The 26,316-nt window shown below is 27.2% G+C and carries 21 protein-coding genes and 2 tRNA genes; 7 read left to right on the top strand and 16 right to left on the bottom strand.

Translation table 11 applies throughout. From position 1 onward, the window contains the following. Positions 1-118: 118 nt before the first annotated feature. Positions 119-700 (top strand): dCTP deaminase, encoded by a 582-nt coding sequence (gene dcd, locus CRV12_RS01165; protein ID WP_136130819.1) that lies wholly within the window; start codon positions 119-121, stop codon positions 698-700. Positions 701-844: 144 nt separating this feature from the next. Here dcd and hisIE read toward each other — a convergent pair whose 3' ends face one another. From hisIE to CRV12_RS01115, 10 genes are all read right to left on the bottom strand, one after another. Further along, complete coding sequence (gene hisIE, locus CRV12_RS01160) at positions 845-1,468, bottom strand: bifunctional phosphoribosyl-AMP cyclohydrolase/phosphoribosyl-ATP diphosphatase HisIE (RefSeq protein WP_136130818.1); 624 nt, start codon at positions 1,466-1,468, stop codon at positions 845-847. Beyond that, positions 1,462-2,235, bottom strand: coding sequence for an imidazole glycerol phosphate synthase subunit HisF (gene hisF / locus CRV12_RS01155; protein WP_136130817.1), 774 nt, complete (start codon positions 2,233-2,235; stop codon positions 1,462-1,464). Before hisF ends, hisIE begins: the two co-directional genes overlap by 7 nt. After that, positions 2,217-2,954, bottom strand: coding sequence for a 1-(5-phosphoribosyl)-5-[(5-phosphoribosylamino)methylideneamino]imidazole-4-carboxamide isomerase (gene hisA / locus CRV12_RS01150; RefSeq protein ID WP_136130816.1), 738 nt, complete (start codon positions 2,952-2,954; stop codon positions 2,217-2,219). The genes hisF and hisA overlap by 19 nt, the downstream gene beginning before the upstream one ends. Then, positions 2,954-3,544: an imidazole glycerol phosphate synthase subunit HisH gene (gene hisH, locus CRV12_RS01145; RefSeq protein WP_136130815.1), complete on the bottom strand. Its 591-nt coding sequence runs from the start codon at positions 3,542-3,544 to the stop codon at positions 2,954-2,956. Before hisH ends, hisA begins: the two co-directional genes overlap by 1 nt. Beyond that, complete coding sequence (gene hisB, locus CRV12_RS01140; RefSeq protein ID WP_136130814.1) at positions 3,544-4,611, bottom strand: bifunctional histidinol-phosphatase/imidazoleglycerol-phosphate dehydratase HisB; 1,068 nt, start codon at positions 4,609-4,611, stop codon at positions 3,544-3,546. The genes hisH and hisB overlap by 1 nt, the downstream gene beginning before the upstream one ends. A 2-nt stretch (positions 4,612-4,613) precedes the next feature. After that, the gene (hisC, locus tag CRV12_RS01135; RefSeq protein ID WP_136130813.1) at positions 4,614-5,684 is read right to left on the bottom strand and encodes a histidinol-phosphate transaminase; all 1,071 of its coding nucleotides are present in this window, start codon (positions 5,682-5,684) and stop codon (positions 4,614-4,616) included. Further along, the gene (gene hisD / locus CRV12_RS01130; protein WP_136130812.1) at positions 5,681-6,985 is read right to left on the bottom strand and encodes a histidinol dehydrogenase; all 1,305 of its coding nucleotides are present in this window, start codon (positions 6,983-6,985) and stop codon (positions 5,681-5,683) included. The genes hisC and hisD overlap by 4 nt, the downstream gene beginning before the upstream one ends. 3 nt (positions 6,986-6,988) lie before the next feature. Continuing rightward, positions 6,989-7,888: an ATP phosphoribosyltransferase gene (gene hisG / locus CRV12_RS01125; protein ID WP_136130811.1), complete on the bottom strand. Its 900-nt coding sequence runs from the start codon at positions 7,886-7,888 to the stop codon at positions 6,989-6,991. A 454-nt stretch (positions 7,889-8,342) separates the two neighbouring features. After that, complete coding sequence (sbcB, locus tag CRV12_RS01120) at positions 8,343-9,758, bottom strand: exodeoxyribonuclease I (protein ID WP_136130810.1); 1,416 nt, start codon at positions 9,756-9,758, stop codon at positions 8,343-8,345. Positions 9,759-9,965: 207 nt separating this feature from the next. Next, positions 9,966-10,041 (bottom strand) — tRNA-Asn (locus CRV12_RS01115). A 181-nt stretch (positions 10,042-10,222) separates the two neighbouring features. Between CRV12_RS01115 and CRV12_RS01110 the strand changes: the two genes are divergently transcribed. Further along, positions 10,223-10,396 (top strand): hypothetical protein, encoded by a 174-nt coding sequence (locus CRV12_RS01110; RefSeq protein ID WP_136130809.1) that lies wholly within the window; start codon positions 10,223-10,225, stop codon positions 10,394-10,396. A 149-nt stretch (positions 10,397-10,545) separates the two neighbouring features. Here the strand turns inward: CRV12_RS01110 and putA are convergent, their stop codons facing one another. Beyond that, positions 10,546-14,499: a trifunctional transcriptional regulator/proline dehydrogenase/L-glutamate gamma-semialdehyde dehydrogenase gene (putA, locus tag CRV12_RS01105; protein WP_136130808.1), complete on the bottom strand. Its 3,954-nt coding sequence runs from the start codon at positions 14,497-14,499 to the stop codon at positions 10,546-10,548. 488 nt (positions 14,500-14,987) lie between these two features. Here putA and putP point away from each other — a divergent pair, with 488 nt between their 5' ends. After that, entirely contained in the window at positions 14,988-16,472 is a 1,485-nt protein-coding gene (gene putP / locus CRV12_RS01100; protein ID WP_136130807.1) for a sodium/proline symporter PutP, read from the top strand. A gap of 76 nt (positions 16,473-16,548) precedes the next feature. Here putP and CRV12_RS01095 read toward each other — a convergent pair. From CRV12_RS01095 to cmoA, 5 genes are all read right to left on the bottom strand, one after another. Beyond that, positions 16,549-16,635, bottom strand: a tRNA-Ser gene (locus CRV12_RS01095). Between the two features lie 149 nt (positions 16,636-16,784). Then, positions 16,785-18,524: an arginine--tRNA ligase gene (argS, locus tag CRV12_RS01090; protein WP_136130806.1), complete on the bottom strand. Its 1,740-nt coding sequence runs from the start codon at positions 18,522-18,524 to the stop codon at positions 16,785-16,787. 190 nt (positions 18,525-18,714) lie between these two features. After that, the gene (locus CRV12_RS01085) at positions 18,715-19,857 is read right to left on the bottom strand and encodes a MalY/PatB family protein (RefSeq protein WP_136130805.1); all 1,143 of its coding nucleotides are present in this window, start codon (positions 19,855-19,857) and stop codon (positions 18,715-18,717) included. Between the two features lie 181 nt (positions 19,858-20,038). Beyond that, entirely contained in the window at positions 20,039-21,007 is a 969-nt protein-coding gene (cmoB, locus tag CRV12_RS01080; RefSeq protein WP_136130804.1) for a tRNA 5-methoxyuridine(34)/uridine 5-oxyacetic acid(34) synthase CmoB, read from the bottom strand. Next, on the bottom strand, positions 21,004-21,732 hold the full coding sequence (gene cmoA / locus CRV12_RS01075; protein WP_136130803.1) for a carboxy-S-adenosyl-L-methionine synthase CmoA: 729 nt from the start codon (positions 21,730-21,732) through the stop codon (positions 21,004-21,006). The genes cmoB and cmoA overlap by 4 nt, the downstream gene beginning before the upstream one ends. Before the next feature lie 361 nt (positions 21,733-22,093). Here cmoA and aspS point away from each other — a divergent pair, with 361 nt between their 5' ends. The 4 genes from aspS (at position 22,094) to ruvB (ending at position 26,312) form a co-directional block, all read left to right on the top strand. Continuing rightward, positions 22,094-23,863 carry an aspartate--tRNA ligase gene (gene aspS, locus CRV12_RS01070; protein WP_136130802.1) on the top strand — a complete coding sequence of 590 codons (1,770 nt, stop codon included), beginning with the start codon at positions 22,094-22,096 and terminating at the stop codon, positions 23,861-23,863. Positions 23,864-24,103: 240 nt separating this feature from the next. After that, complete coding sequence (gene ruvC / locus CRV12_RS01065) at positions 24,104-24,568, top strand: crossover junction endodeoxyribonuclease RuvC (RefSeq protein WP_136130801.1); 465 nt, start codon at positions 24,104-24,106, stop codon at positions 24,566-24,568. Positions 24,569-24,678: 110 nt separating this feature from the next. Next, positions 24,679-25,293 carry a Holliday junction branch migration protein RuvA gene (gene ruvA, locus CRV12_RS01060; RefSeq protein WP_136130800.1) on the top strand — a complete coding sequence of 205 codons (615 nt, stop codon included), beginning with the start codon at positions 24,679-24,681 and terminating at the stop codon, positions 25,291-25,293. Positions 25,294-25,301: 8 nt separating this feature from the next. Next, complete coding sequence (gene ruvB / locus CRV12_RS01055; protein WP_136130799.1) at positions 25,302-26,312, top strand: Holliday junction branch migration DNA helicase RuvB; 1,011 nt, start codon at positions 25,302-25,304, stop codon at positions 26,310-26,312. Positions 26,313-26,316 lie beyond the last annotated feature (4 nt).

The following is a 26,316-nucleotide window of genomic DNA, read 5'->3' as shown; positions in this document are numbered from 1 at the left end:
TAATTAAAACTATAATAACTTATATTTTTTGATCTATTTTATGTTAAAGAAGTTATATATTTATTAACAATTAGTTATTATATTCTCTAAAGTGCAAAATAAATAAAGAGCCAATTTAATGAGATTATGTGATAAAGATATTGAGTCTTGGTTAGACCATGGCAAATTAATCATAATACCCCGTCCTCATATCAATAATATACATGGTGCTACAATAGACCTTAGATTAGGTAATCAATTTCGTATTTTTAATAATTATAATAATGCTTACATAAATTTAAGTGGGTCCGAATATGAAATACATAAATCATTAAACCAAATTATGAGTCATGAAATTAATATAAATAATAATGAACTTTTTTTCCTTCATCCTGGTAATTTAGTATTAGCTGTAACATTAGAATCTATTATTATGCCGGATAATTTAGTGGGTTGGTTAGATGGACGTTCTTCTTTAGCTCGTTTAGGCTTAATGGTACATGCTACATCTCATCGTATTGATCCCGGTTGGGAAGGTTGCATCGTACTAGAATTTTATAATTTTGGTAAATTACCATTAGCATTATGTCCAGGTATGTTAATTTGTGCTCTTAGTTTCGAAATACTTTCAAATCCATCATTACGTCCTTATAATAATCGTAAAAACTCAAAATACCATCGTCAACAAGGAGCAGATATAAGCAAAATAGATAAAGATTAAAATTTTTTAATAAAAACATTCTTTTAAGGAATAAACTGTTAGAAGTTATTGTTGATCTTTTTAAGACATACCAATTTTATCTTATTCAATTTTTCTGAAGAATTGAATTAATATTGATCAGTTTTTGAATAAATTTCAAATCAACTATATATCAATATTTTTATGGCGTTTCTTTAAGTTGTTTATAATAATATCGAAATTTAAATTTTTATCTTTTAATAATACAAGTAAATGGTAAATTAAATCTGAAACTTCATTAATTAGTTCTTGACGATTATTTGTCACAGCTGCTAATGCAGATTCAATAGCTTCCTCTCCTACCTTTTGTGCAATACGCTTAGTACCACTAGAATAAAGCTTAGCAGTATAAGAATTTTTAGAATTAGCACCTTTACGTTGCTCTAATAATTTTTCTAATTTGTAAAAAAATGACCAACTAGTTTCTGTAGTACAGAAACAACTAGAATTGCCTAAATGGCAAGTTAAACCGATTGGATTTGCTAAAATTAATAATGTATCATTATCGCAATCACTTGTAATATCAATTAATTTTAATAAATTTCCAGATATTTCACCTTTAGTCCATAAACAATTTGTAGTACGAGAAAAAAATGTTATATTACCCTGTTCTAAACTAATTTCTAGTGCTTTTTGATTCATATAGCCATGCATTAATACTTGACCAGAAATATAATGTTGAATTATTGCAGGTATCATACCTTTTGTTTTTTTCCAATTTAAACAAGAAATTTGTTTTTCATTTAACAAGTGCGAATCTCCACATTATTATCTATTAAAAATTTTTTTAATTCACCTATTTTAATTATTTTATTATGAAAAACTGATGCAGCTAACGTACCATCCGCATTATGGTTAAAAGCTTCTAAAAAGTGATTCATTTTTCCTGCACCTCCTGAAGCAATTAAGGGTACCTTGCATACATCACGTATTTTTTTTAATTGAACCAAATCATATCCATTAAGCATACCGTCTTGATTCATCATATTCAATACTATCTCTCCTGCTCCTAACGTTTGTACTTCTTTTACCCAATCTAAAGTTTCCCATTGGGTTTCAATCGTATGATTTATATCACCTGTATATTGATAGACTAAATATTTATTTTGATTTTTATCAAACCAAGTATCAATTCCTATAACAATACACTGTACACCAAATCTTTGTGATAATTTTGTTATTAAAGAAGGATTCAATAGAGCATGTGAATTAATGGAGATTTTATCAGCACCAGATTCTAAAATAGTAAAAGCATTTTCTATATTAGAAATACCCCCTGCAACACAAAAAGGAATATCAATTACTTTTGCAATTTTGGATACCCAGCTTTTATCTACTGTTTTTGAATTAACAGATGCAGTAATATCATAAAATACTAATTCATCAGCACCTTCTTCAGAGTAATATTTTGCTAATGATATAATATCTCCAATAATTTTATGATTGCGAAATTGAACACCTTTAACAACTTGATTTCTATGCACATCAAGACAAGGAATTATTCTCTTTGCCAACATTTATTTGCCTCTAAAAATGTAAATTTATTTTCTAATAGTGCACGTCCAATAATTACTGATTGTACTCCATTATTACGTAATGATATTATGTCATTTAATGAACTAATACCGCCTGATGATTGAAATTCAATATTTGGAAATTTTGTTGTAATTTCTTGATATAATTTAATATTAGGTCCAATTAATGTACCATCACGAGAAATATCAGTACATAATACATGTTTTAATCCTACTGATTCGAATGTATCTATTATTTCTTCCATTGTTACATTAGATATTTGTTGCCAACCATTAATTGCCACATTTTTTTTATTATTATTATCAATAATGATATCAAGTGCCAATACAATGGATTCAGAACCAAATTCAGTAAACCATTTTTTTACTTCTTTAAATTTGTTTACAGCCATTGATCCTATAATTACACGATTTGCACCAGCATTAAGTAATGTATTTATGTCATTAATATTTCGAATACCACCTCCAATCTGTATTAAAATATTAGTATCTCTTAGTAAACTTTTTAGTAGCTGAATTTGACGTTTATTAGGATCTTTTGTGCCACTTAAGTCAATTAAGTGAAACATTCTAGCTCCTTGCTCTATGTATTTTTTTATATATGATAAAGGATTAATATCATAATTTAACTGTTTATTGTAATTTCCTTGATATAATCTAACTACATTGCCATCAATCAAATCTAATGCTGGAATAATCATTACATCTCCAAAAAATTTTTTAATAATTGTCTACCTACTTTATGAGAACGTTCAGGATGAAACTGTACTCCAAAAAAATTGTTTTTTTGAATAGCAGCAGAAAAATAATATCCGTAATAACATTGAGATATAGTATAGTTATTTACTGGCATGGCATAACTATGCATAAAGTAAAAATAGCTTTCATTTTTAATATTATTAAATAAGTAATTTTTAGAAAAAAATATAACTTTATTCCATCCTGTATGTGGTATAGGCAGATTATCACTGTTCATTAATTCAATTGATTTATCAATAATACCTAATGTGCTAACACCTCCGTTTTCATCGCTATAAGATCCTAATATTTGCATTCCTAAACATATACCTAAAATTGGTTTTTTAAATGATTTAATTACATCAGTTAAACTATTTTTGTTTAAATGATTCATTATAGTATTTGCTGTACCTACTCCTGGCAAAATAAGTTTATCAGCACATATTATCATATCAGGATCGCAGCTAACGCAAGAACAACATCCGATACGTTGAATTGCCCATTTTACTGATGATATATTAGAACAACCAGTATCAAGTATAACTAATTTCATTATATCACTCCCTTAGAACTTGGAATTTCTTTGCTTTCTATGCGAATAGCTTGTCTTAAAGTACGTCCAAAAGCTTTAAATAAGCTTTCTACAAGATGATGATCATTTTTCCCTTTGGTCTTTAAATGGATAGTACTCATCATACCGTAAGCAATCGAACTAAAGAAATGTTCTATCATTTCGGTACTTAAATCACCAACATGTTGATAATTAAATTTAGCTTTAAAGTCAATATAAGGACGTCCTGAAATATCTAATGTACACTTTGCTAAACATTCATCCATTGGTACAACAAAACCAAATCTTCCAATCCCAATTTTACTACCTAATGCTTTTAATATTGCTTGTCCTAAAACTATACCTGTATCTTCAATAGTATGATGATCATCTATATAAAGATCTCCTTTGACATGTACATTCATACAAAAACCGCCGTGTATTGCAATTTGTTCTAGCATATGATCAAAAAAACCTATACCAGTATTTATATTGCTTTTACTTTCAAGATCCAACCAAAGTTCAACTAATACTTTTGTTTCTTTTGTATCACGTTTTACTATTGCATAACGTTTACGTTTAGTTAAAAAATATTGAATTTCATTCCACGTCTTACCTTTTATTCCATATCTTATAGACTTAATATTCATATTATTAGCTAATTGAATATCAGTTAAACGATCACCAATAACATAACTATTTTCTTTATCAATGACGCCATCTACCAACCATTTTTCTACCATTTTTGTTTTAGGTTTACGACAACAACAGTTATCTTGTGGTTTATGTGGACAAATTAATATATCATCAAAAGTAACACCTTGTGATGTCAGTACTTGTAACATTAATTTATGTGGTCCATCAAAATTTATTGTTGGAAAATTGCTAGTTCCGAGACCATCTTGGTTAGTAACCATAACAAAACGGTATCCATTATGTTTTAATGCCAAAAGAGCAGGAATAACATTAGATTCAAATGATAATTTATCCATTTGATCTACTTGAAAAGTTATTGCAGGTTCCGATATAATAGTTCCATCACGATCAATAAAAAGTATTTTTTGTTTCATATTCATTCCAGAGACAAATTTTTTAATGCGGTGATTACGTGTTCACATTCTTTGCGTGTTCCAATAGATATTCTCAAACATTGTGATAATCCAATGTTTTTATCTTGATCACGAAGTATAATTCCTTGATTCCATAATCTTTTGAATACTTTCATTGAATTTTTAAAACGTACTAAAACGTAATTAGATTCACTTGAAAATACCTTTTCAACACAACTACACATATTTAATTGTTCGATCAACCATTTTCTATTAATATTTAATTTTTTTACATTATTATGCATTAGAATAATATTTTTTTTGCTTAAGGCTTGAGTCGCTATGTCAGAGACTGGTATTGACAAAGGATAAGGTGTAATAACCTTCATTAAAAGATCAATGATTTGTGTATTGGCAAGTACAAAACCACATCTTAAACCAGCTAAAGCAAATGCTTTTGATAGAGTACGTAATATTATTAAATGCATATGATCTTTTAGTAACTTTACTAAAGTAGATTCCATACAAAATTCGATATAAGCTTCATCTACTACTAATAGTGCCTTGCCCGCAGTTATTTCTAAAAGATGATAAATATCATTTACGTTAAAAAGATTACCAGTAGGATTATTTGGATTACAAATATAAATCAATTTTACATTATCTAAATTTTCAGCAATTACTGGTAAATTCAATTGCCAATTACCTACTGTAGGAATAGCATGATATTTAATACCTATAATTTCAGCGCTAACTTTATACATACCGTAGGTAGGTGGACAAAATAAAATCATATCTTTTGTAGGTTCACAAAAAGTTTTCATGATTAGTTCTATTGCTTCATCTGCTCCACGACTTGCTAATATTTGATTGGTATTTAAATTAGTGTAATTAGCGTAACGCTCAACCATTAATTTTGGTTGAAATTCTGGATATCTATTCATTTGTTGCTGAGATAAATAAAAAGGTGTTGATACTGGAAATTCATTTGCATTCAGCCATACATTTCCATTTCCTCCTAATCTACGTGCTGATTCATATGGCACTAATGTGCGTATATTTTTACGTGCTAACTCTTCAATATTGAAGCTCATATATATTCCTTTAATGCAGAAACACGTACAGTAACTGCTTGTTTATGGGCATCTAATTGCTCAGCATCAGCTAAAACTTCAATTGTTGAAGCTATACTAAGCAAAGCATTTGATGTTAGCTCTTGTACTGAAATGCGTTTTTGAAAATCTATTGTACTAAGACCGGAAAAAGATCTAGTATAACCATATGTTGGTAATACATGATTTGTTCCAGAAGCATAATCTCCTACTGATTCTGGAGACCATTTTCCAAGAAAAATTGATCCTGCATTTGTAATTAAGCTTAAAAGATCTCTTGGATTTACTGTTTGAATCATTAAATGTTCTGGTCCATATATATTAGATAATTCAATACATTGTTGAATATCAGGTAATACAATAACTAAGCTATCACTTAATACTTTAGTTATAGATTTTTTTCTTTTTAAAAATGTTAATTGTTTTTTTATATTTTTAGTAACTTGTTTTGCTAGTGTTAATGATGTAGTTAAAAGAATCACTTGAGAATTTAATCCATGTTCTGCTTGAGATAGTAAATCAGATGCTATAAATTCCGGTATTGCTGTTTCATCAGCAATTATTAATAATTCTGATGGACCAGCAGGCATATCAATTGCTGCACCATCATATCTTTGACTTACTTGTTTTTTAGCTTCAGTTACATATACATTTCCTGGACCAAAAATTTTATTAACACGTGGTATTGTTTCAGTACCAAAAGCAAGAGCACCAATTGCTTGGGCACCACCTACTTGAAATATCTGTTCTATTTTACATAAATTAGCAGCATATAAAATTTCATCAGCAATTGGTGGTGGAGAACATACTATTATTTGTTGACAACCAGCAATACGAGCAGGAATAGCTAACATTAATACTGTAGAAAATAAAGCAGCTGAACCACCTGGTATGTATAATCCCACTGATTTTATAGGACGAGTTATTTGTTGACAACGTATGCCAGGTTGAGTTTCTATATCAATAGGATTTAATATTTGTGCTTTGTGAAAAGTTTCTATATTATTAGCCGCTATTTCTATAGCTTTTTTAAATTTATTACTTATACATTTATTGATTTTTTCCATTGACTGTAATTTAATATTGAAATCTTTTAATAAAATTTTATCAAATTTAAGATTAAAATCATGTATAGCTTTATCACCCCTAGTTTTAACAGTATTTAATATATTAAATACTGTTTTTTCTACATTAATGGAAGAAGCTATATTTGGACGTATTAGTAATGTTTTTCTTTGTAAGATAGTACATTTACTCCATTCAATCGGTGTTAAATATTCCATAATTTATTCCATGATTTTCTCAATTGGTAATACTAAAATTGAGGTAACTCCCAGAGTTTTTAATTTTTCCATTGTTTCCCAAAATAAAGTTTCACTACTAACTATATGCATTGCTACACGATCAACATTACCAGATAAAGGTAATATCGTAGGATATTCTGCTCCAGGAAGTAAATTTATAACATCATTTAAACATTTACTTGGCACATGTAACATAATATATTTAGATTCACGTGCTTTTATTACTCCTTTAATTCTTGTCATCATTTTTTTTATCAAATCTTTTTTAAATGCAACCATTTCTCCATCATGTTGAACAATTACTGCTTTTGAACGATAAATAACCTCTACTTCTTTTAAACCATTTGCTTCTAATGTAGCACCTGTGGAAATTAGATCACAAATAGCATCTGCTAAACTAGCACGAGGAGCTACTTCTACTGAACCATTTAACATACAAATTCTAAAAGTAATACCTTTTTGATCTAAATATTTTTTCAATAAATGAGGATAAGAAGTAGCAATACGAGCATTATTCAAACATTTTAATCCAATATATTCATGATTGACTGGAATTGCTATTGATAAGCGACATTTTCCAAAATCAAGATGACGTAATATTACATACCCTGGATTATCACCTTGTGCTAATCTAGTTAAAAGCTCTTCCTCAAGAACATTTTCTCCTACAATACCTAAATCTACTACTCTATCCATTACTAAACCAGGAATATCATCATCACGTACGCGTAAAATATCAATTGGCATATTTTCTGCAAGCGTAATTAATCCTTGTTGCTCAAGATTGATTTTTATTCCACATCTTATTAAAAGTTCTTTTGAATCATCGCTTAAGCGACCAGATTTTTGTATTGCTATGCGTACACGATTGTTATTCAGCATATTTCTTATATTCTCATATATACTATTCCATATTATAACTATTTAATTTTTTTATATTTTTCTCTACAATTATCTTAAGATAGGATATATAGTAAAATTATTAGAGTTTGTATGATTTTTATTGTATATTTAATAAGGTTATATGTTTGAAAGGTTATATCTTTGAAATGATTTATATAAGTAATTTTCAATTACTACAAGGTCATATTTGTAGATATTTCAGTAGTTATGAATTTAGGTTGTTAATTTAAATTTACTATAATATCTATTTTCGATAATAATAAACATACTAAATCAGATAATATGTAACGTAATTGACGGTATAAAAATTAGTATATGAAATAATTTTCATTAAAGATCATCATATATGGTAATCTTTAATATCTTTAATTACATTAAATGAATTATTAATATATATTTTTGTTAAATACAATATAATATCTTATTTTATAAATTAAGATATTATACTTTTTAAATAAAAATATAATGATCTTAATATTTTTATTTTGTTTCTATTATTTCCATATAATTTTTTCAATATTTTTAGTTCTAATAAAAATTTTCTTATATTTTGATTATTTAAAATATTTTGACAATGTTTTTTCCAAAATTTTTGTTCATTGTCATCTAACGTCCATGGAAAATTTCTAGCTCGATAACGAAATAAAAGTGCTTTTAATCTACTACTTTCAAACTTTAGGTTTAATGTCGATAGTAATTTTGGTTCTGTTTTGTGAATTATATGCATTTTAGCTTTATCTGATGTACTGAAAAATCCATCATATAATCTATTATCTACATCCGAGGCAATAACCTGTTTTTTTTGTTCAAAAATAGTCACAATTTTTTTCCTGACAGTTGGATTATTACGAATTAATTCTAAATTATTAAAGCAATGCGCAAGGTTTATTTTTAACCTTATTTGATCTTCTAGACGTAATGTATTTACGTAAGATAAAATAGGACACTTATTCATGTGTACTAATTTTACAGGGATATCTTCTAAATTTAATTCTTTATTTTTATTTATTAAAAATTTTTGTATAGATAAAATATCTAATTTTAATAGAGGATATATATCACTATATAAATCTATTACAATTAATGCATTTCGATTATTAGGATGCCACGCTAAGGGTAGTATCAAGCTAATATTATTTCTTAATGATCCAAATAAACTAGAAACATGAACTAATGGTTTCATTCCGATGATATCAATCATTGATATCAATCTTTCTTTAGTACGATTTTTTAAAAAAAAATCAAAAAGTTTAGGCTGTTTTTTTTTAATTAACTTAGCTATTTCTATAGTAGCATGAACATCAGAAATTGCATTATGTATGTCATTATGTGTTAGATTATTAGCCTGAGTTAAATGTTGCAGTTTAAAACTAGTAAAACCATTTTTGTTTTTTGGCCAACTTATACCCTCAGGTCGTAATGCATGACATGCACGTGTTAAATTTAAAATATCCCAACGTGAATTACCATGCTTCCAACTCCAACTATAAGGATCATAAAAATTACGATAAAAAATATTACGTGTTACTTCATCATCAAATTGTATATTATTATAACCTACTATACAAATTTTTTTAATATTCAATATATTATAAATACGTTTAGCAAACTCTGCTTCACTAAAACCTCGTATTATTGCTAATTGAGGTGTAATGCCATTAATTAATACAGATTTAGGTTGAGGTATATAATCATTTGGTAAACGACAATAAAATAATTCAGGTTGTTTTATAGGATTTAATTCACTATCAGTATATATTCCAGCAAATTGAGCAGGACGATCAGTAGCAGGATTAATACCAAAGGTTTCATAATCGTGAAAAAAAAAATTAATTCTAGAATAATTCATATTTCCTATCGCTAAGATATTACTTAATATTGTATTTTTTCAGTAAACAAACTAATTGATAAGTTAATATTTATTTAACAAAAATAATTTTCTTATTTATATTAAAAGTAAAGTAAAATATTCAGCAACCTTTTTAAATTAAAAGGAAAACCTCTATTATAATGTATTAGTGTTTAATAATTTATTAAATTTTTTGTATTTTTCATGTGGCTCCTCTGACTGGACTCGAACCAGTGACATACGGATTAACAGTCCGTCGTTCTACCTACTGAACTACAGAGGAAAATATCTTTACAAGAGTATACTAATATTGCTACATTGGTATGTCAAAGTATTTTTATATCTATATTAATATAAAAAAGTCAAAAAATATAAACCCATAACACGATCAATTATAACTTATTTTTTGTAAAGAATAAACATTTATTTTTTATAAAAAATAAATGTTAACGGGGAAATATACAATGAAAATTGATGATGATGTCACTATAAAATTTGAAGGATGTTGTGATCGAAATGGAAAAATTACTGCAATTGAATCATTTAATGCAAAAAAAATGTATTTGATAATATTAGAAGATTATCCTATAGGCATTTGGTTTTTTGATGATAGTAATATTATTAAAAAAAATATTTAATAAATAAATCTAATAAATTTAATTATTTTAAATATCTAAATAAATAGTTAATAGATACTTAATTCATTATAATAACTATAACATTTATATTTTTAAAAAATAATATATTGCCATGGAACAATTTTTAAATTTATACCATGGCTTTGAAGTTAATTTATAGTCATGAGACTTGTATTACCTCCAGCAGCTGTAGTATTAATGCTTACAGAACGTTCAATTAACAAACGTTCAAGTAATATATTTGTATCACCTGATGTAAATCCTTGTATTGAAATAATTGCAGCTTTTTTTTCTGATAATAACTTACATATATCAATCAACTGTTTATTATCACCATGAAAAATCACAGCATCAAAAAATGATGAAAAAGGATCTGTTACTAATGAAATACAATTTTTAACGATTTCAGGTAAATCATCAAATATATTTCTATGTAATTGATCGTTAATCCAAAGAATCTTACTGCCTATGCTGGTAATAGCTGCTAATTGAATTAATATATCTTGTTTATTGTATGCTATACAAAAAATTTTTTCTCTGGGTGATAAAATCATAGTATTTTTTTCTCCTGTAGGACCAGTTAAATTAATTAAAGATCCAACCTGAGATAAATAAGAGTACTGCAAACATAAAGAAGCAATATTTGGCTCTTTAATCGCCCATTTTCTAAATACATCATGTGGTAAAAGTGATTTCCTATCTAATGATTTATTTTGTTTTGAAATCTTACAACCATGGTGATTTAACGTTGAAAGTATTGCATCTTTGGGATAATTAGATAATAAACGATAGAGATAAAGTGGTCCGCCTGCTTTTGGTCCAGTACCTGATAAACCTTCTCCACCGAAAGGTTGTACCCCTACTACTGCTCCGATCATATTCCGATTAATATATAAATTTCCAACTTTTGCTTTTAATATTAACTGATTAATGGTGTCATCTACACGAGTATGTAAACCTAATGTTAATCCATATTGAGACATATTAATTTTTTTTACTAAATTCAATAAATTATTTCTTTTAAATCTCATTATATGGAGTACTGGACCAAATATTTCTTCTTTTAAATCACTTATTTTATCTATTTCAATTAAAGTAGGTTGTACAAAATTATCACTTAAATTACTATCTTTTATATATTGATTTTTTGATAATGTTTGATAAACTTTGAATCCTTTTTTACGCATAGATTGAATATGATTATTTATATTTTTTGTAGCGTTTGCATCAATAATAGGCCCGATATCAGTATACAATTTATCAGGATTACCTATATTATATTCCTCTATTGCACCACATAACATATTTAAAGTGCGATCAGCAACTTCTTCTTGTATACATAATAAACGCAATGCTGAACATCTCTGACCAGCACTATCAAATGCTGATGAAATAACATCTGTAACTACTTGTTCAGTAAGTGCAGAAGAATCAACAATCATTATATTTATCCCACCAGTTTCAGCAATGAAAGTTATGGGATGTCCTTGTTTGTCTAAACGACCAGCTATATTTTGTTGTATAGTTTTTGCTACTAAAGTTGAACCAGTAAATAAAATACCTTGAATTCTTTTATCAATTACTAATTGTTTACCAACTATATCCCCAGATCCTGGCAACAATTGAATTACACCATCAGGTATACCTGCATTTAGTAAAATATCAACTACCTGTGCAGCAATTAATGGAGTTTGTTCTGCTGGTTTAGCTAAAACACTATTTCCAACAGCTAACGCAGCTGTAATTTGACCTGTAAAAATAGCTAATGGAAAATTCCAAGGACTAATACAAACTACTGATCCTAGTGGTAAATGGGTTTCATTATTAAAATTATGTTTGATAATACCTGCATAATAATATATAAAATCTATAGACTCACGAACTTCATTGATGGCATTATTATAGGTTTTACCTGCTTCACGTATTAGAATACTTATCAAAGTATTCATCTGATCTTCCATTATCTTAGCAGCTCTCTCTAAAATGATAGCTCTCTTTTTTGGTGTAACAGCAGACCAAATTACACTCGCTTTTACTGAGTATTTTATAGCTTGAGATACTTCTTCAATAGTAGTTTCTCGTACTTGACCTACAATATCATTCAAAATAGCAGGGTTCATTACTAAACGATTTGTATCATTAATTGGATTATGATTTATTGATTTTGCTAAAATTGGTTTTGCTAAAAATAGATTTTCAGTGCTTTTTAGTAAATCAATAGATATTGCAGATAAAGATTTTTCATTATTTATATTTATACCCTTAGAATTTTTTCTATAATTACCGTATAAGTTACATGGCAAAGGAATTTTTGGATGTGGAAGACCAATAATACCTTCACTTGTAGCAATATGTTCTACTGTCGTTACAGGATTTGCAATTAACTCATCAATTGATATAGATTTATCAACAACTTTATTAACAAATGAGGTATTAGCACCATTTTCTAGTAAACGGCGCACTAAGTATGCCAATAATGTTTCGTGAGTACCCACTGGCGCGTATATACGACAAGGACGATTTAATTTGCCAACTATTTCTTTATATAGTGTTTCTCCCATACCATATAGACACTGAAATTCATATTGCCCTTTATAATAATTGTTTCCTGATAAATGATAAATTGTTGATACAGTATGAGCATTATGTGTAGCAAACTGTGGATATATTAAATTTGGAACTGATAGTAATTTACGTGCACAAGCTATATATGAGATGTCAGTATATATTTTTCTTGTATATACTGGATAATCCTCAAAACCATCTATTTGTGCACGTTTGATTTCAGTATCCCAATATGCACCTTTTACTAATCTGACCATAATACGATGTTTACTACGATTGGCTAAATTAATTAATTCATCTATTACGAAAGGACATCTTTTCATATATGCTTGAATAACAAATCCAATACCGTTCCAATTTTTTAATATTGGTTCAAAGCAGAGTTTTTCTAATAAATCTAAGGATAATTCAAGCCGATCAGATTCTTCTGCATCAATATTTATTCCTATATTATAGGAATAAGCTAGCAATACCAATGACTTTAAGTTTGGATAAAGTTCTTCCATAACACGTGAATACTGTGTATAACTGTAACGCGGGTGAAGTGCAGATAGTTTTATTGAAATTCCAGGACCTTCATAAACTCCAAGTTTTTTTGATGCTTTTCCAATAGAATGAATAGCTTCTGTATAAGACATTAAATAATTTTTGGCATCACTAGCAGTTAAAGCAGCTTCACCTAGCATGTCATAAGAATAAGTAAAACCTTTTTTTTGCAGTTTATAGGAATTTTTTAATGCCTTACTAATATTTTCACCTATTACGAATTGTTTGCCTATAATACGTATTGTTACATTTACTGCTTTACGAATCAAAGAATTACTATTACTACATAATTTATATATAAATTTATTGTAAAAAGAATTTGTTAATTGATCTTGAGTATTTATCAATATTAATTTTTTAATAAATACTAAACCAAGAGTCATAATATTAACTAATAAGGAACGATTATGACCTATATGTAAATGCCAATTACCATTTTTTATTTTATCTTTAATCAATATATCACGCATTTGATTATCAGGAATACGTAATAATGCTTCAGCTAAACACATCAAAGAAATACCTTCATAAGATGATAAAGGGAACTCTTGTAGTAAGCTTTGTACTATTCCAGAATATTTATTTATAGTTTGAGTGTTATTTCTTAATTTATTAGAAAGTATTAATGCCAAGTTGTAAATTTTTGTATTGATATTTTTATCAAATCTTGCTTGTTCTAATAAAGACGGTATCAGTTTTATTTCAGGACTAAACCATTTTGATGTGATAAGAGATCTAATTGAAGATCTCTGAAAAATGTGCTCTGATAATTCCAAAAAAGGTTGATATATTATTGTATTTGCATTTATTTCTTCATTAGTTTTTAAAATAATATCATTATTTAATTTATTTTCTTCTTCAATTTTATCTAAATAACTAAAAATAGCTTGTTTTATTAGCCAATGAGGTGTTTTATTAATGCTTTGTGCTGCGACTTTGATGCGCTTATGAATAGCATTATCTAGGCTTACACCCATTGTGGTTATACCCATGATTCTAATGCTCCTTAAGATTGTTTTAATTCTCCGTAATTTATAAAAATCATTGAACTTTGTTTTTTTATCTTTCTATTGATAAAATTTTTTATATTGTTATGTGTTATATTTTTTACTATCCTTTAAAATAAAACTTTTTATAAAAATACTAAAAAATATAGAAATTTAAATTATCTAATTGCAAATATTGTATTGAACATAAATTTAATTAAACTATCAAATACAATGGACAAGCATTTTATTCCTAGCAATTTATTTTATTCCTAGCAATTTAATAAAAATTAATTAGTGTATATGTTTAATATATCATATTATGGCATGATTTTCCGGCTAGATTTACACTTTAAGTAATTAAAATCTATCCTTTTGAAGATAAAAAATTATCTTTATTATCTCTTCCCTTAATTGCTTAAGCAAAAGCTGCTTAAACATAAATTATAAATAATTTTTTATGGAGAAATAAAATATCAAGTTGGAGAGTATATATGACTGTAAATGTACCAATGATAACTACCTTTGTGGTTTATATTGTCGGAATGTTGACAATAGGCTTGGTTGGTTATAATTCAACTAAAAATTTTGATGATTACATTTTAGGTGGACGAAGTTTAGGTAGTTTAGTAACTGCACTATCAGCTGGAGCATCAGATATGAGTGGGTGGTTATTAATGGGATTACCTGGAGCTATTTATGTTTCAGGCATTTCTGAAATTTGGATTGCTATTGGTTTAATAATTGGTGCTTGGTTTAATTGGAAGATAGTTGCTGGTCGCCTGCGTTTGCAAACTGAATATCATAGTAATGCATTAACATTACCAGATTTTTTTACTCATCGCTTTGAAGATAACAGCAAAATATTAAGAGTTATATCTGCTATTATTATTTTAATTTTTTTTACAATTTACTGTGCTTCTGGCATTGTAGCTGGTGCAAGATTATTTGAAAGTACTTTTAATATTGGATATGGTACTGCTTTAATGGCAGGTGCAATTACTACTATTATTTATACTTTAATAGGAGGATTTCTTGCAGTTAGCTGGACTGATACTGTACAAGCAAGCTTAATGATCTTTGCATTAATATTAACTCCAGTAGTAGTGATTATTGCATCAGGTGGAATATCTAATTCAATATCAATAATTGAAGCTAGAGGCTTATCAGATCTTAATATCACTAAAGATCTTAATTTTATTCAAATAATTTCTCTTTTAGGATGGGGTTTAGGTTATTTCGGACAACCACATATTTTAACACGTTTTATGGCATCCGAATCTCATCTTTCAATTGTTATGGCACGTAAAATTAGCATTGCATGGATGATATTATGTTTATTAGGTGCAATATTAGTTGGTTTTTTTGGTATTGCTTATTTTGAAAGTAATCCAGATAATTCAACTGGGGTTATTGAAAATAGTGAATGTGTATTCGTTGATTTAGCTCGTATGTTATTTAATCCATGGATTGGTGGTGTCCTGTTATCTGCAATTCTTGCTGCTATCATGTCAACACTAAGTTGTCAATTATTAGTATGTTCAAGTGCTTTAACTGAAGATTTGTATAAAAATTTCTTCCGTAAAAATGCCAATCAAAAAGAATTAATATGGGTTGGGCGTTTAATGGTATTATTAATCGCAATAATTGCAATTATTTTAGCATTAAACCCGAATAATCTTATACTGAATTTAGTAAGTTATGCATGGGCTGGTTTTGGTGCAGCATTTGGTCCAGTAGTTCTCTTTAGTGTATGTTGGAGACGCATGAATCGTAATGGTGCATTAGCAGGTATGCTAGTAGGTGCTATTACTGTATTGTTCTGGAAAAAATATGGTTTTATTGATATATACGAAATTATTCCTGGATTTTTATTTGCCAGTATATCGATTGTAATTTTTAGTTTTACAGGAAAGCAGCCTTCTAACGAAGTACTCAAACGTTTTGATTCAGCAATAGCCAAATTTCATACAAAATAATTTGTAAATAATTTATTGATATTTTTTACAGAGTCTGCTTTTTTCAAAAAAAAGCAGACTTTAAAAATTTATTTATCGGTGAGAGAGGGATTCGAACCCTCGATACGTATTTACGTATACACATTTTCCAGACGTGCTCCTTAAACCACTCGGACATCTCACCATTATTTGTTATGGTAGCATCATGTATTTATTAATATATATTACATAATCTATTTTATATAATATTTTATTAGACATGAACTATAATTTAGATATATTGAGAATATTGCTTGTAATCTATTGTTTGTAATTGATATATTTTAAAGATTATTACATGTTTTTTAATACCTTTATACCTAATATATTAAAACCTTGACTTAATACTCTAGAAGTTAAATAACATAATTGTAGACGACTATTTTTAATTGATATATTTTCTGCATTTAAAACAGAACAATTTTCATAAAAATTAGAGAATTTACTGGTTAATTGATATAGATAATTACAAATGATATGAGGAGTACCATTATTTGCAACTTGAGTAATTGCCTCTTCAAATTGTAATAAACACATGACTAATATTTCTTCTTGATAATTAGTAATTATTATTTTTGCATCTAAAAGATGCATATCAATTCCTGATTTGTGAAATATTGAAATTAAACGTGTATAGGCATATTGCATATAAGGAGCAGTATTACCTTCAAACGCTAACATTTGATCCCAATTGAAAATATAATCAGTAGTTCTATTTTTTGATAACTCTGAATACTTAATAGCACTAATGCCAATTGTTTCTGCTAAATTTTTAGCTTTATCTTGATTAATATTCGGATTTTTATTTTTTACTAATTTATATGCTCTTCTAAATGATTCATCCAATAATTCAGATAATTTTATAGTATCACCAGATCTTGTTTTAAATGGATTATTATTTTTATCTAAGATCATACCAAATGCATGATGTTCAAACACAACAGAGTTAGGAACATATCTTGCTTTTCTTACAATAGACCAAACTTGCAATAAATGTTGATTTTGACGTGAATCAGTATAGTATATAATGCGGTTTGCTTTTAATTTTTCATATCTATATTTAGCACAAGCAATATCAATAGTAGAATATAAGTATCCTCCATCTTTTTTTTGAATAATTACTCCCATTGATTTTCCTGTTTTATTTTTAAATTCATTTAAAAAAACAACAGTAGCACCTTGACTTTTTACTGCTAGACCTTTTGATATTAAATCATCAACAATTTCAGGTAACATATTTTTATATAAACTTTCGCCCATAATATCTTTATGCGTTAATGTTACATTTAAACGATCATATATTTTTTGATTTTGATTAATGCTTAGATTAACTATTTTTTTCCATATCATCAGACATTTTTGATCACCTTTTTGTAATTTTAAAACATATTTTCTTGTGATATCAGCAAAACTTGGATCTGTTTCATACATATATTTTGCTTGACGATAACATTCTTCTAGATCTTTTATTGATAAATTCATATCAATATGACTTATATTTTTTTTGCCTTCAATGAAAGCAATTAACATACCAAACTGTGTACCCCAATCTCCAATATGATTAGCACGAATAACATTATGACCAATAAATTCAAATGTATGTGCCATAGCATCACCTATAATTGTTGAACGTAGATGACCTACGTGCATTTCTTTAGCTATATTTGGTGAGGAATAATCTAAAATAATAGTTTGTGGTTTAATTGGAGTACAACCTAAATTTGGTAGTATCAACATATTTTTTGCTTGCTTTTCCATCCATCTTATATCAATAAATATATTAATAAAACCTATTCCTGCAATTTCTACTTTACTAGCTATATCTGTTATATCAAGATTTTGAATTATTTCTTTAGATAAAGATATTGGTGATTTTTTTAGTTTTTTAGCTAAAAATATAATACCATTTACTTGGTAATTACCAAATTGTAGTTTAGATGTTTGACGAACTTGGGGATTACAATCTGCTTTGGATATACCAGATAAGATCATGGCTTCAATAATTCTCTCTGAAATTAAAACTTTAATATTCAAATAATTCACCTTATTTTTAAATAAATTATTTACAGTTAAATATAATTAATAAAAAACTTTTCATATTATTTCAATAATTAAATTTTTAATTATAGTTAAACATTTAAAATGTACTGTTTTTTATTAATTAATGACAAAATTAAATGTATTAATATTAATTTCGTTATCAATTGTTTTTTTATATAATATATTAAAAATTTTTCAATGCATGTTTAAGTCTTTTTATAGCTTTTTCTAGAGTAATACGAGTACAGCCAAAATTAAATCTGACAAAATTTTTATTACCGAAATCGATTCCTGGTGAAAAACCCAATCCGTATTGTTCAAAATAAAATATTGGATCATCAATATCTAAATTGCTAGTATCTATCCAACCTAAGTATGTTGCTTCTGGTGATACCATTTTTAATTTTTTCATTGAATTTATTTCTGACACTAATATATCTCGGTTTTTACGTAAATAATTAATCAAACCCTGCAGCCATTGATTTCCTTCAAGCCATGCAGCTTTAGCAGCTACAAGAGCAATAATATTAACTTCTGGAACAATACCTTGTCTGGCATATATAAAATTTTTTCTTAATAAGTTGTTAGGAATAATTGCTACAGCAGCACCTAATCCAGCAATATTAAAAGATTTTGATGGAGACATAAATGTTATACTACGCTGGGCAGCATCATCACTTAAAGAAGCAAATGGAATATGTTTTATATTAGGCTCAAGAACTAAATCACAATGAATTTCATCTGAGCAAACTATTAAATTATTTTGTTGTGCAAAAATCAATATTTCACTTAGTTCACTATACTGATAAACAGTTCCTCCAGGATTTTGTGGATTACATAACATAAATAATTTTTCTTTATGTGTTATTTTATTTTTAGCAAAATCAAGATCTAATACCCAACGTTTATTTTGTAATATTAATGGTATATTTAATTGATTTCGATTAGCTAATTTTGCAGCATTAATAAATGGTGGATAAATTGGAATGGGTGTAATAACTTTTTCGTTTTTACAAGTAAAAACACGTACAGTTAAATTTAAACCACTTACTACGCCTGGTAAAACAACAACCCAATCAGGTTTTAATTTCCATTTAAATTTATTATTTACATAATCAACAAATGTTTCAATTAATACAGTTGGTTTGTTAGCATAACCAAAAATACCATGTGATACTCTATTTTTAATTGCGGATATAATACATTCAGGTGATTTAAAATCTGTATCAGCTACCCATAAAGGTATAATATCTTTATTTTCATATTTTTTCCATTTTATACTATCAGTATAACGACGTTCTATTTGCTGATCAAAATTAAATATCATGTTTTAGTTCCTACTATAGTTATAAATATATTTATTTTCCTGGTGTTTAAAATTTTTGTTTGATTTTGATATAAGTAACTTTATATATTGCAATCATAAAGTTAATAAAAAAAATATGTTATTGTTGTTAATCAATATCATTGTTACTACGGGTAAATTAAAAATACGTTCTTGGGAAAAATTAAGGTTTTGTTGCTATTAATATTGCACGTACTGGAGCTGGATATCCTTCAATTGTTTTTGTAAAATCATAAGGATCTAGAAATGTATTAAGAGATTTATTAGTCATCCATTTAGTACTGCGCTGTTCTTCACAAGTAGTAGTTGTGCAATTAACAATACGTATATTTATAAAATCAATCTGTTCTAACCAATTTTTTAATAAGATAGTTGTGGGAATAAAGTACGTATTTTTCATTTGTGCATACCTTTCTTTAGGTATTAATAATTTATTTGCATGATCATTAATGACTATTGTTTCTAAAATTAGTTCACCACCGCTCTTTAATTGATTTTTTAGTTGTAAAATATGCTTAATAGGAAAACGTCTATGATAAAGTACTCCCATTGAAAAAACTGTATCAAATGCCTTTAACGAAGGTAAATGTTCAATACTTAAGGGTAATACATGTAATTTACGGTTATTATTTAATAATTTGCGTATTGATTCAAATTGACATAAAAACAATTGTGTAGGATCTATGCCTATGATCAGATGAGTATCATGTGCAAGCATTCTCCACATGTAATATCCATTGCCACATCCAACATCTAAAATTATTTTATTTTTTAAAGAAGTAATATGTGGTAACAATCTTTCCCATTTCCAGTCTGAACGCCATTCGCTGTTGATATCTATTCCATATAGAGAATAAGGACCTTTACGCCACGGCACAAGATTATATAATAATTGTTTAATTCCTTGGCGTTGACTGTTACTCAAGTTTTTAGAATCTGCTGTAATACCAGAAATTAAATCTATTTTTTGTGGATTCAATAAAGGAAGGTGTTCTACTGATTTAAACCACTCATAAAAATTTCCATGTAATTTTTTATTTTGCCAATCATTAAGTTGTATCTTTAACAAAGATAACCAATGTGACAAAGGGCTTGATGCAATTTGTGTATAAAAATTTTCAAAATTTATCATTTTAATGCTATTAAAGAACAAAAATTAAAGCATTGAAACCAAACTTCTACATGAGAAAAACCAGCTTGTTTTAACCTGTTTTTATGAGTTTTTATACTATCAGTAAACATAACATTTTCTAACATTTTGTTTTTTTGATGAATTTGTAGAGTACTATAATCATTAGCAATTTTGAAATTATAATGCATATTTGATATTAATTCATTAATTTTATTATCTTTAAAATTTATTTTTTCTGATAAAATTAATATTCCACATGGATTCAATCCTTGCCAGATTTTTTTTATTAATTTCAAACGAGTTGATGGTTTAAGAAATTGTAGAGTAAAATTTAATACTACCATAGATGCATTTTCAATATTGACATCTAAAATATCAGCTTCCATGACAATTATAGTATTTTTAGATTTAATACTATCTATATGACTCTGACAATTTTTTATCATATCTGAAGATTTATCTACTGCAATAATAGTGCAATTAGATGCAATAATATTATAACAAACGGATAAGGTAACTGCTCCTAGAGAACAACCCAAATCATATATATTGCTATTAGATGTGACGAAACTTTTTGATAAAGTACCGATCATAGAAATGATGATAGAATATCCAGGTATTGAACGTTGGATCATATCAGGAAATACTTTTGCTATTTTTTCATCAAATACCCAGTCACCTATTTTTTCAATGGGTGTTGAATATAGAGTATCTCGATTGCTCATGTTTATAACCAAAAATTGATATTATTTATATTATTTTAATAACAATTAAAAATTACCTCAACAATGAAATGATCGCATTGAAAGATATGATTAATAACTAAATATACAACTTAAATATAAATATGTTTAAATTTCACTTCAATAATATTGAATAATATAAAAATACTAATTTACAAATATTTTAACCATATATTATATAGATTGATAAAATAATTTATGATATAAAAATTTAAAATATATTTATGATCATTATTTTTTAAATATTAAAAATTTTTGATAAAAATTAATGTTATTTTTAATATAAAGTTATTAAAAAATCATGATTTTAATGCTAATTTTAATCGAAGGATAAATATCTATTATGCGTACGATATATTGTGGCCAAATAAACTCAGTTCATATAGGTCAAGAAGTAACTATTTGTGGTTGGGTAAGTAGTTTTCGTAATTTTGGTAGTATGATTTTTATGGAAATGAGAGATCGTGAAGGTATCGTACAAGTTTTTTTTAATTGTCATACTGATAACAATACCTTTAAATTAGCTTCTAAAATAAGAAATGAATTTTGTATTCAAATTACAGGCATTGTGCAAGCACGTGAAGCAAAAAATATAAATCCTAAAATGGAAACAGGGAATATAGAAATTGTAGGTAATCTTTTAAAAGTTATTAATAGATCTGATCCGTTACCGTTAGATTTTAATAAAAACAGTAAAGAAGACACCTGCTTGAAATATAGATATTTAGATTTACGTCGTCCAGAGATAACTAAAAGATTAATATCTCGCTCTAAAATTACTAACTTCATTCGTTGTTTTATGCATAAAGAGGGATTTCTTGATATCGAAACTCCAGTTTTAACAAAAACAACTCCAGAAGGTGCTCGTGATTATGTAGTACCTAGTAGAATACATAAAGGTAAATTTTATTCTTTACCGCAATCTCCTCAATTGTTTAAACAACTTCTGATGATTGCTGGATTCGATAGATATTATCAGATAGTTAAATGTTTTCGAGATGAAGACTTACGATCTGATCGTCAACAAGAATTTACTCAAATTGATATTGAAGCTTCTTTTGTTAATGCATATCAAATACGTAATATTATGGAATGTTTAATTAGAAATCTTTGGATACATATAAAAGGGATTGATCTTGGTCCATTCCCACAGATAACTTTTAAAGAAGCCATACGAATTTATGGATCAGATAAACCTGATTTACGCAATCCAATGCAAATAATAGATATTGATGATCTATTCAATGATACGAATGTGGATTTATTCGAAATGAATTCACATAATTTTAAAAAACGCATTGCTGCATTACGTATACCGAATGGTGCAAAAATTAGTAGAAAAAAAATTAACGAATATAGTAATTTTATCAGTAATTATGGTGTTAAAAAACTAATTTGTATTAAAATAAATAGTTGTTCAAATGGCATTAAAGGTATTCAAGGTTCAATAGTAAAATTTTTTGATCAAAAAATAGCTGAAAATTTCATTAAAAGAACTAAAGCTCTTGATGGAGATTTAATAATAATTATTGCTGATAGTTTTAAAGTAACAACAGATGCGCTTGGTGCATTGCGTATTAAGTTGGGCCAAGATTTAAATATTTTTGATGATAATACCTTTGCTCCTCTTTGGGTTGTTGATTTTCCAATGTTTACTATGGATAAAAATGGATTTTTATCTGCAACACATCATCCATTTACTGCACCGCAAGTTACTTGTGAAGAACTAATAAATATTAATCCTACTGATGTAATAGCTAATGCATATGATATGGTAATTAATGGTTGTGAAATTGGAAGTGGTTCAGTTCGTATAGACAATATTAAAATGCAACAAACTGTATTTGATATACTTGGTATTTCAAAAAATGAACAAAAAAATAAGTTTGGTTTTTTACTAGAAGCATTGAAATTTGGTACACCACCTCATGCTGGTATTGCTTTTGGTTTAGATCGTTTAACAATGCTATTAACAGATACAAACAATATACGTGATGTTATTGCATTTCCAAAAACTACTTCTGCTTCTTGTTTAATGACAAATTCTCCTAGTGAAATAAATTCAAAATTTTTATTAGAATTAGGTCTTCAAATAATAAAAATTAATAATTAACATAAATAACATGATAATATATGCAATAATTTAATTGTTTTATATAATTAGGTGAATAAGATTCAGTGTTTAAAATCAATTTTTTAATTTATAAAATTGATTTATTGTGTTATTTTATCGTTATTAATTGTAATAATATATTATATATGTATCTTTTAGCTAATTATTATGATTAATAAAATTTATAAAAAATTAAACAATATTATTGTAACATCAATTTCTTAAAGTTAGAGATTTATGATGTCTATCATCTTAGGTATTGATCCAGGATCCCGTTGTACTGGTTATGGGCTTATTAGTAGAAACAATAGTAAAATTTATTATATAAATAGCGGTTATATTTTTACAAACACAACTGAATTATCTATTAGTTTAAAGTTAATTTATAATGGCTTAAGTAAAATTATTAAAGATTTTTCACCAGACTGTTTCGCTATTGAGCGGATTTTTATGTCTAAAAATGCACACTCAGCATTGAAACTGGGACATGCAAGAGGTGCAGCAATAGCTGCTGCTGTTAATATACCTATGTTTGAATATACAGCTAATCAGGTAAAAAAAACTGTCGTTGGTATTGGACATGCAAAAAAAAACCAAGTGCAATATATGGTTAAAATGTTATTAAAATTATCTGCAAATCCATCAGTTGATGCTTCTGATGCATTAGCAATTGCTATTACTCATCATTTTTTTAATAAACAGTAAAATATTTTTTAATAAAAATAAATAATTTTTTATATTTCAATAAAAATAAGCAATAAAAACCCAATATAAATAATATTTTATATTATCTAATTTTTAAGGAATTAATTTTAGTGATTGGTCAATTAACAGGCAATATTCTAGAAAAACATCCCCCTATGGTTTTACTTGAAGTTTATGGAGTAGGTTATGAAATTAACATGCCAATGACTTGTTTTTATAAACTACCTGAACTAAACAAAAAAACAACAATTTTTATTCATTTCATAGTAAGAAAAGATATTCAATTATTATTTGGATTTAATAGTAAACAAGAACGTATATTATTTCGGGAATTAATTAAAGTAACCGGAATCGGTCCCAAACTAGCTTTATCTATACTATCTAGTATGTCAGCTAAACAATTTATAATTTCTATAGAACAAGAAGAAATAAATACATTAATTAAATTACCTGGTGTAGGGAAAAAAACTGCCAGACATTTAATTATTGAAATGAAAGATGTTTTTAAAAAGATGTATAATGGTTTATGTGAAAATAATGCAGAATTTACTATTATAAATTCATCAATATCAAGTATTACTGATGTAGAAGCCGAGGCAATTGCAGCTTTAATCGCTTTAGGTTATAAATCTAAAGAAGCTCAAAAAATGATAATTGGATTAGATAAATCAAATGAAAAGAATTGTGAAAATTTAATTAAAATAGCATTGCGTAAGATTGTTTGAGGTAAATTATGATAGAACATGATAGTTTAATTGTTGATTCCTTTATAAATAAAAAAGAAAATGAAAATATTAATAGGAATATTCGTCCTAAATTACTTAAAGAATATATTGGTCAAGAACAAGTAAGTAATCAAATGAAAATTTTTATAAAGGCAGCAAAATTGCGTGGTCATGCTCTGGATCATTTATTAATTTTTGGTCCACCCGGTTTAGGAAAAACAACATTAGCAAATGTTATTGCGAATGAAATGAATACTAATTTATCAATTACTTCAGGACCAGCACTAGAAAAAGCTGGAGATTTAGCAGCTATGTTAACTAATCTTGAACCTCATGGTATTCTTTTTATTGATGAAATTCATCGTTTATCTTCAATTCTAGAAGAAATGTTATACCCTGCTATGGAAGATTATAGATTAGACATTATAATTGGCGAAGGTCCTGCAGCTCGTTCTATCAAACTTGAATTACCACCTTTTACTCTTATTGGAGCAACTACTCGTGCTGGATCTTTGACTTCACCTTTACATGACCGTTTCGGTATAATTCAACGTTTGGAATTTTACAATACAAAAGACCTACAAAATATTATTATTAGGAGTGCTAATTACTTAGGTTTAACTATTAGTGAAGAAAGTGCATTAGAAATAGCATGTCGTGCACGTGGTACTCCACGTATTGCAAACCGTTTATTGCGTCGCGTTAGAGATTTTGCTGATGTTTGTGCTAATGGTAATTTAAGTAAAGAAGTTTCAACTGAAGCTCTTAGAATGTTAGATATTGATAAAGAAGGTTTTGATTATATTGATCGTAAATTTCTTTTGATTCTCATAGACAAATTTATGGGTGGACCAGTAGGGTTGGATAATCTTGCATCAGCTATTGGTGAAAAACGTGAGATGATTGAAGATGTAATTGAACCATTTTTAATTTATAAAGGTTTTATTCAAAGAACACCTAGAGGTCGTATAGCAACAAGATATGCTTACAATCATTTCGATAAACATGATAATCATTAAAAAT

The sequence above is a fragment of the Candidatus Pantoea edessiphila genome (assembly GCF_002933315.1).
Taxonomy (GTDB): domain Bacteria; phylum Pseudomonadota; class Gammaproteobacteria; order Enterobacterales; family Enterobacteriaceae; genus Pantoea_C.
The sequence above is the reverse complement of the archived record's forward strand: the minus strand, read 5'-3'. Positions and strand labels throughout refer to the sequence as shown.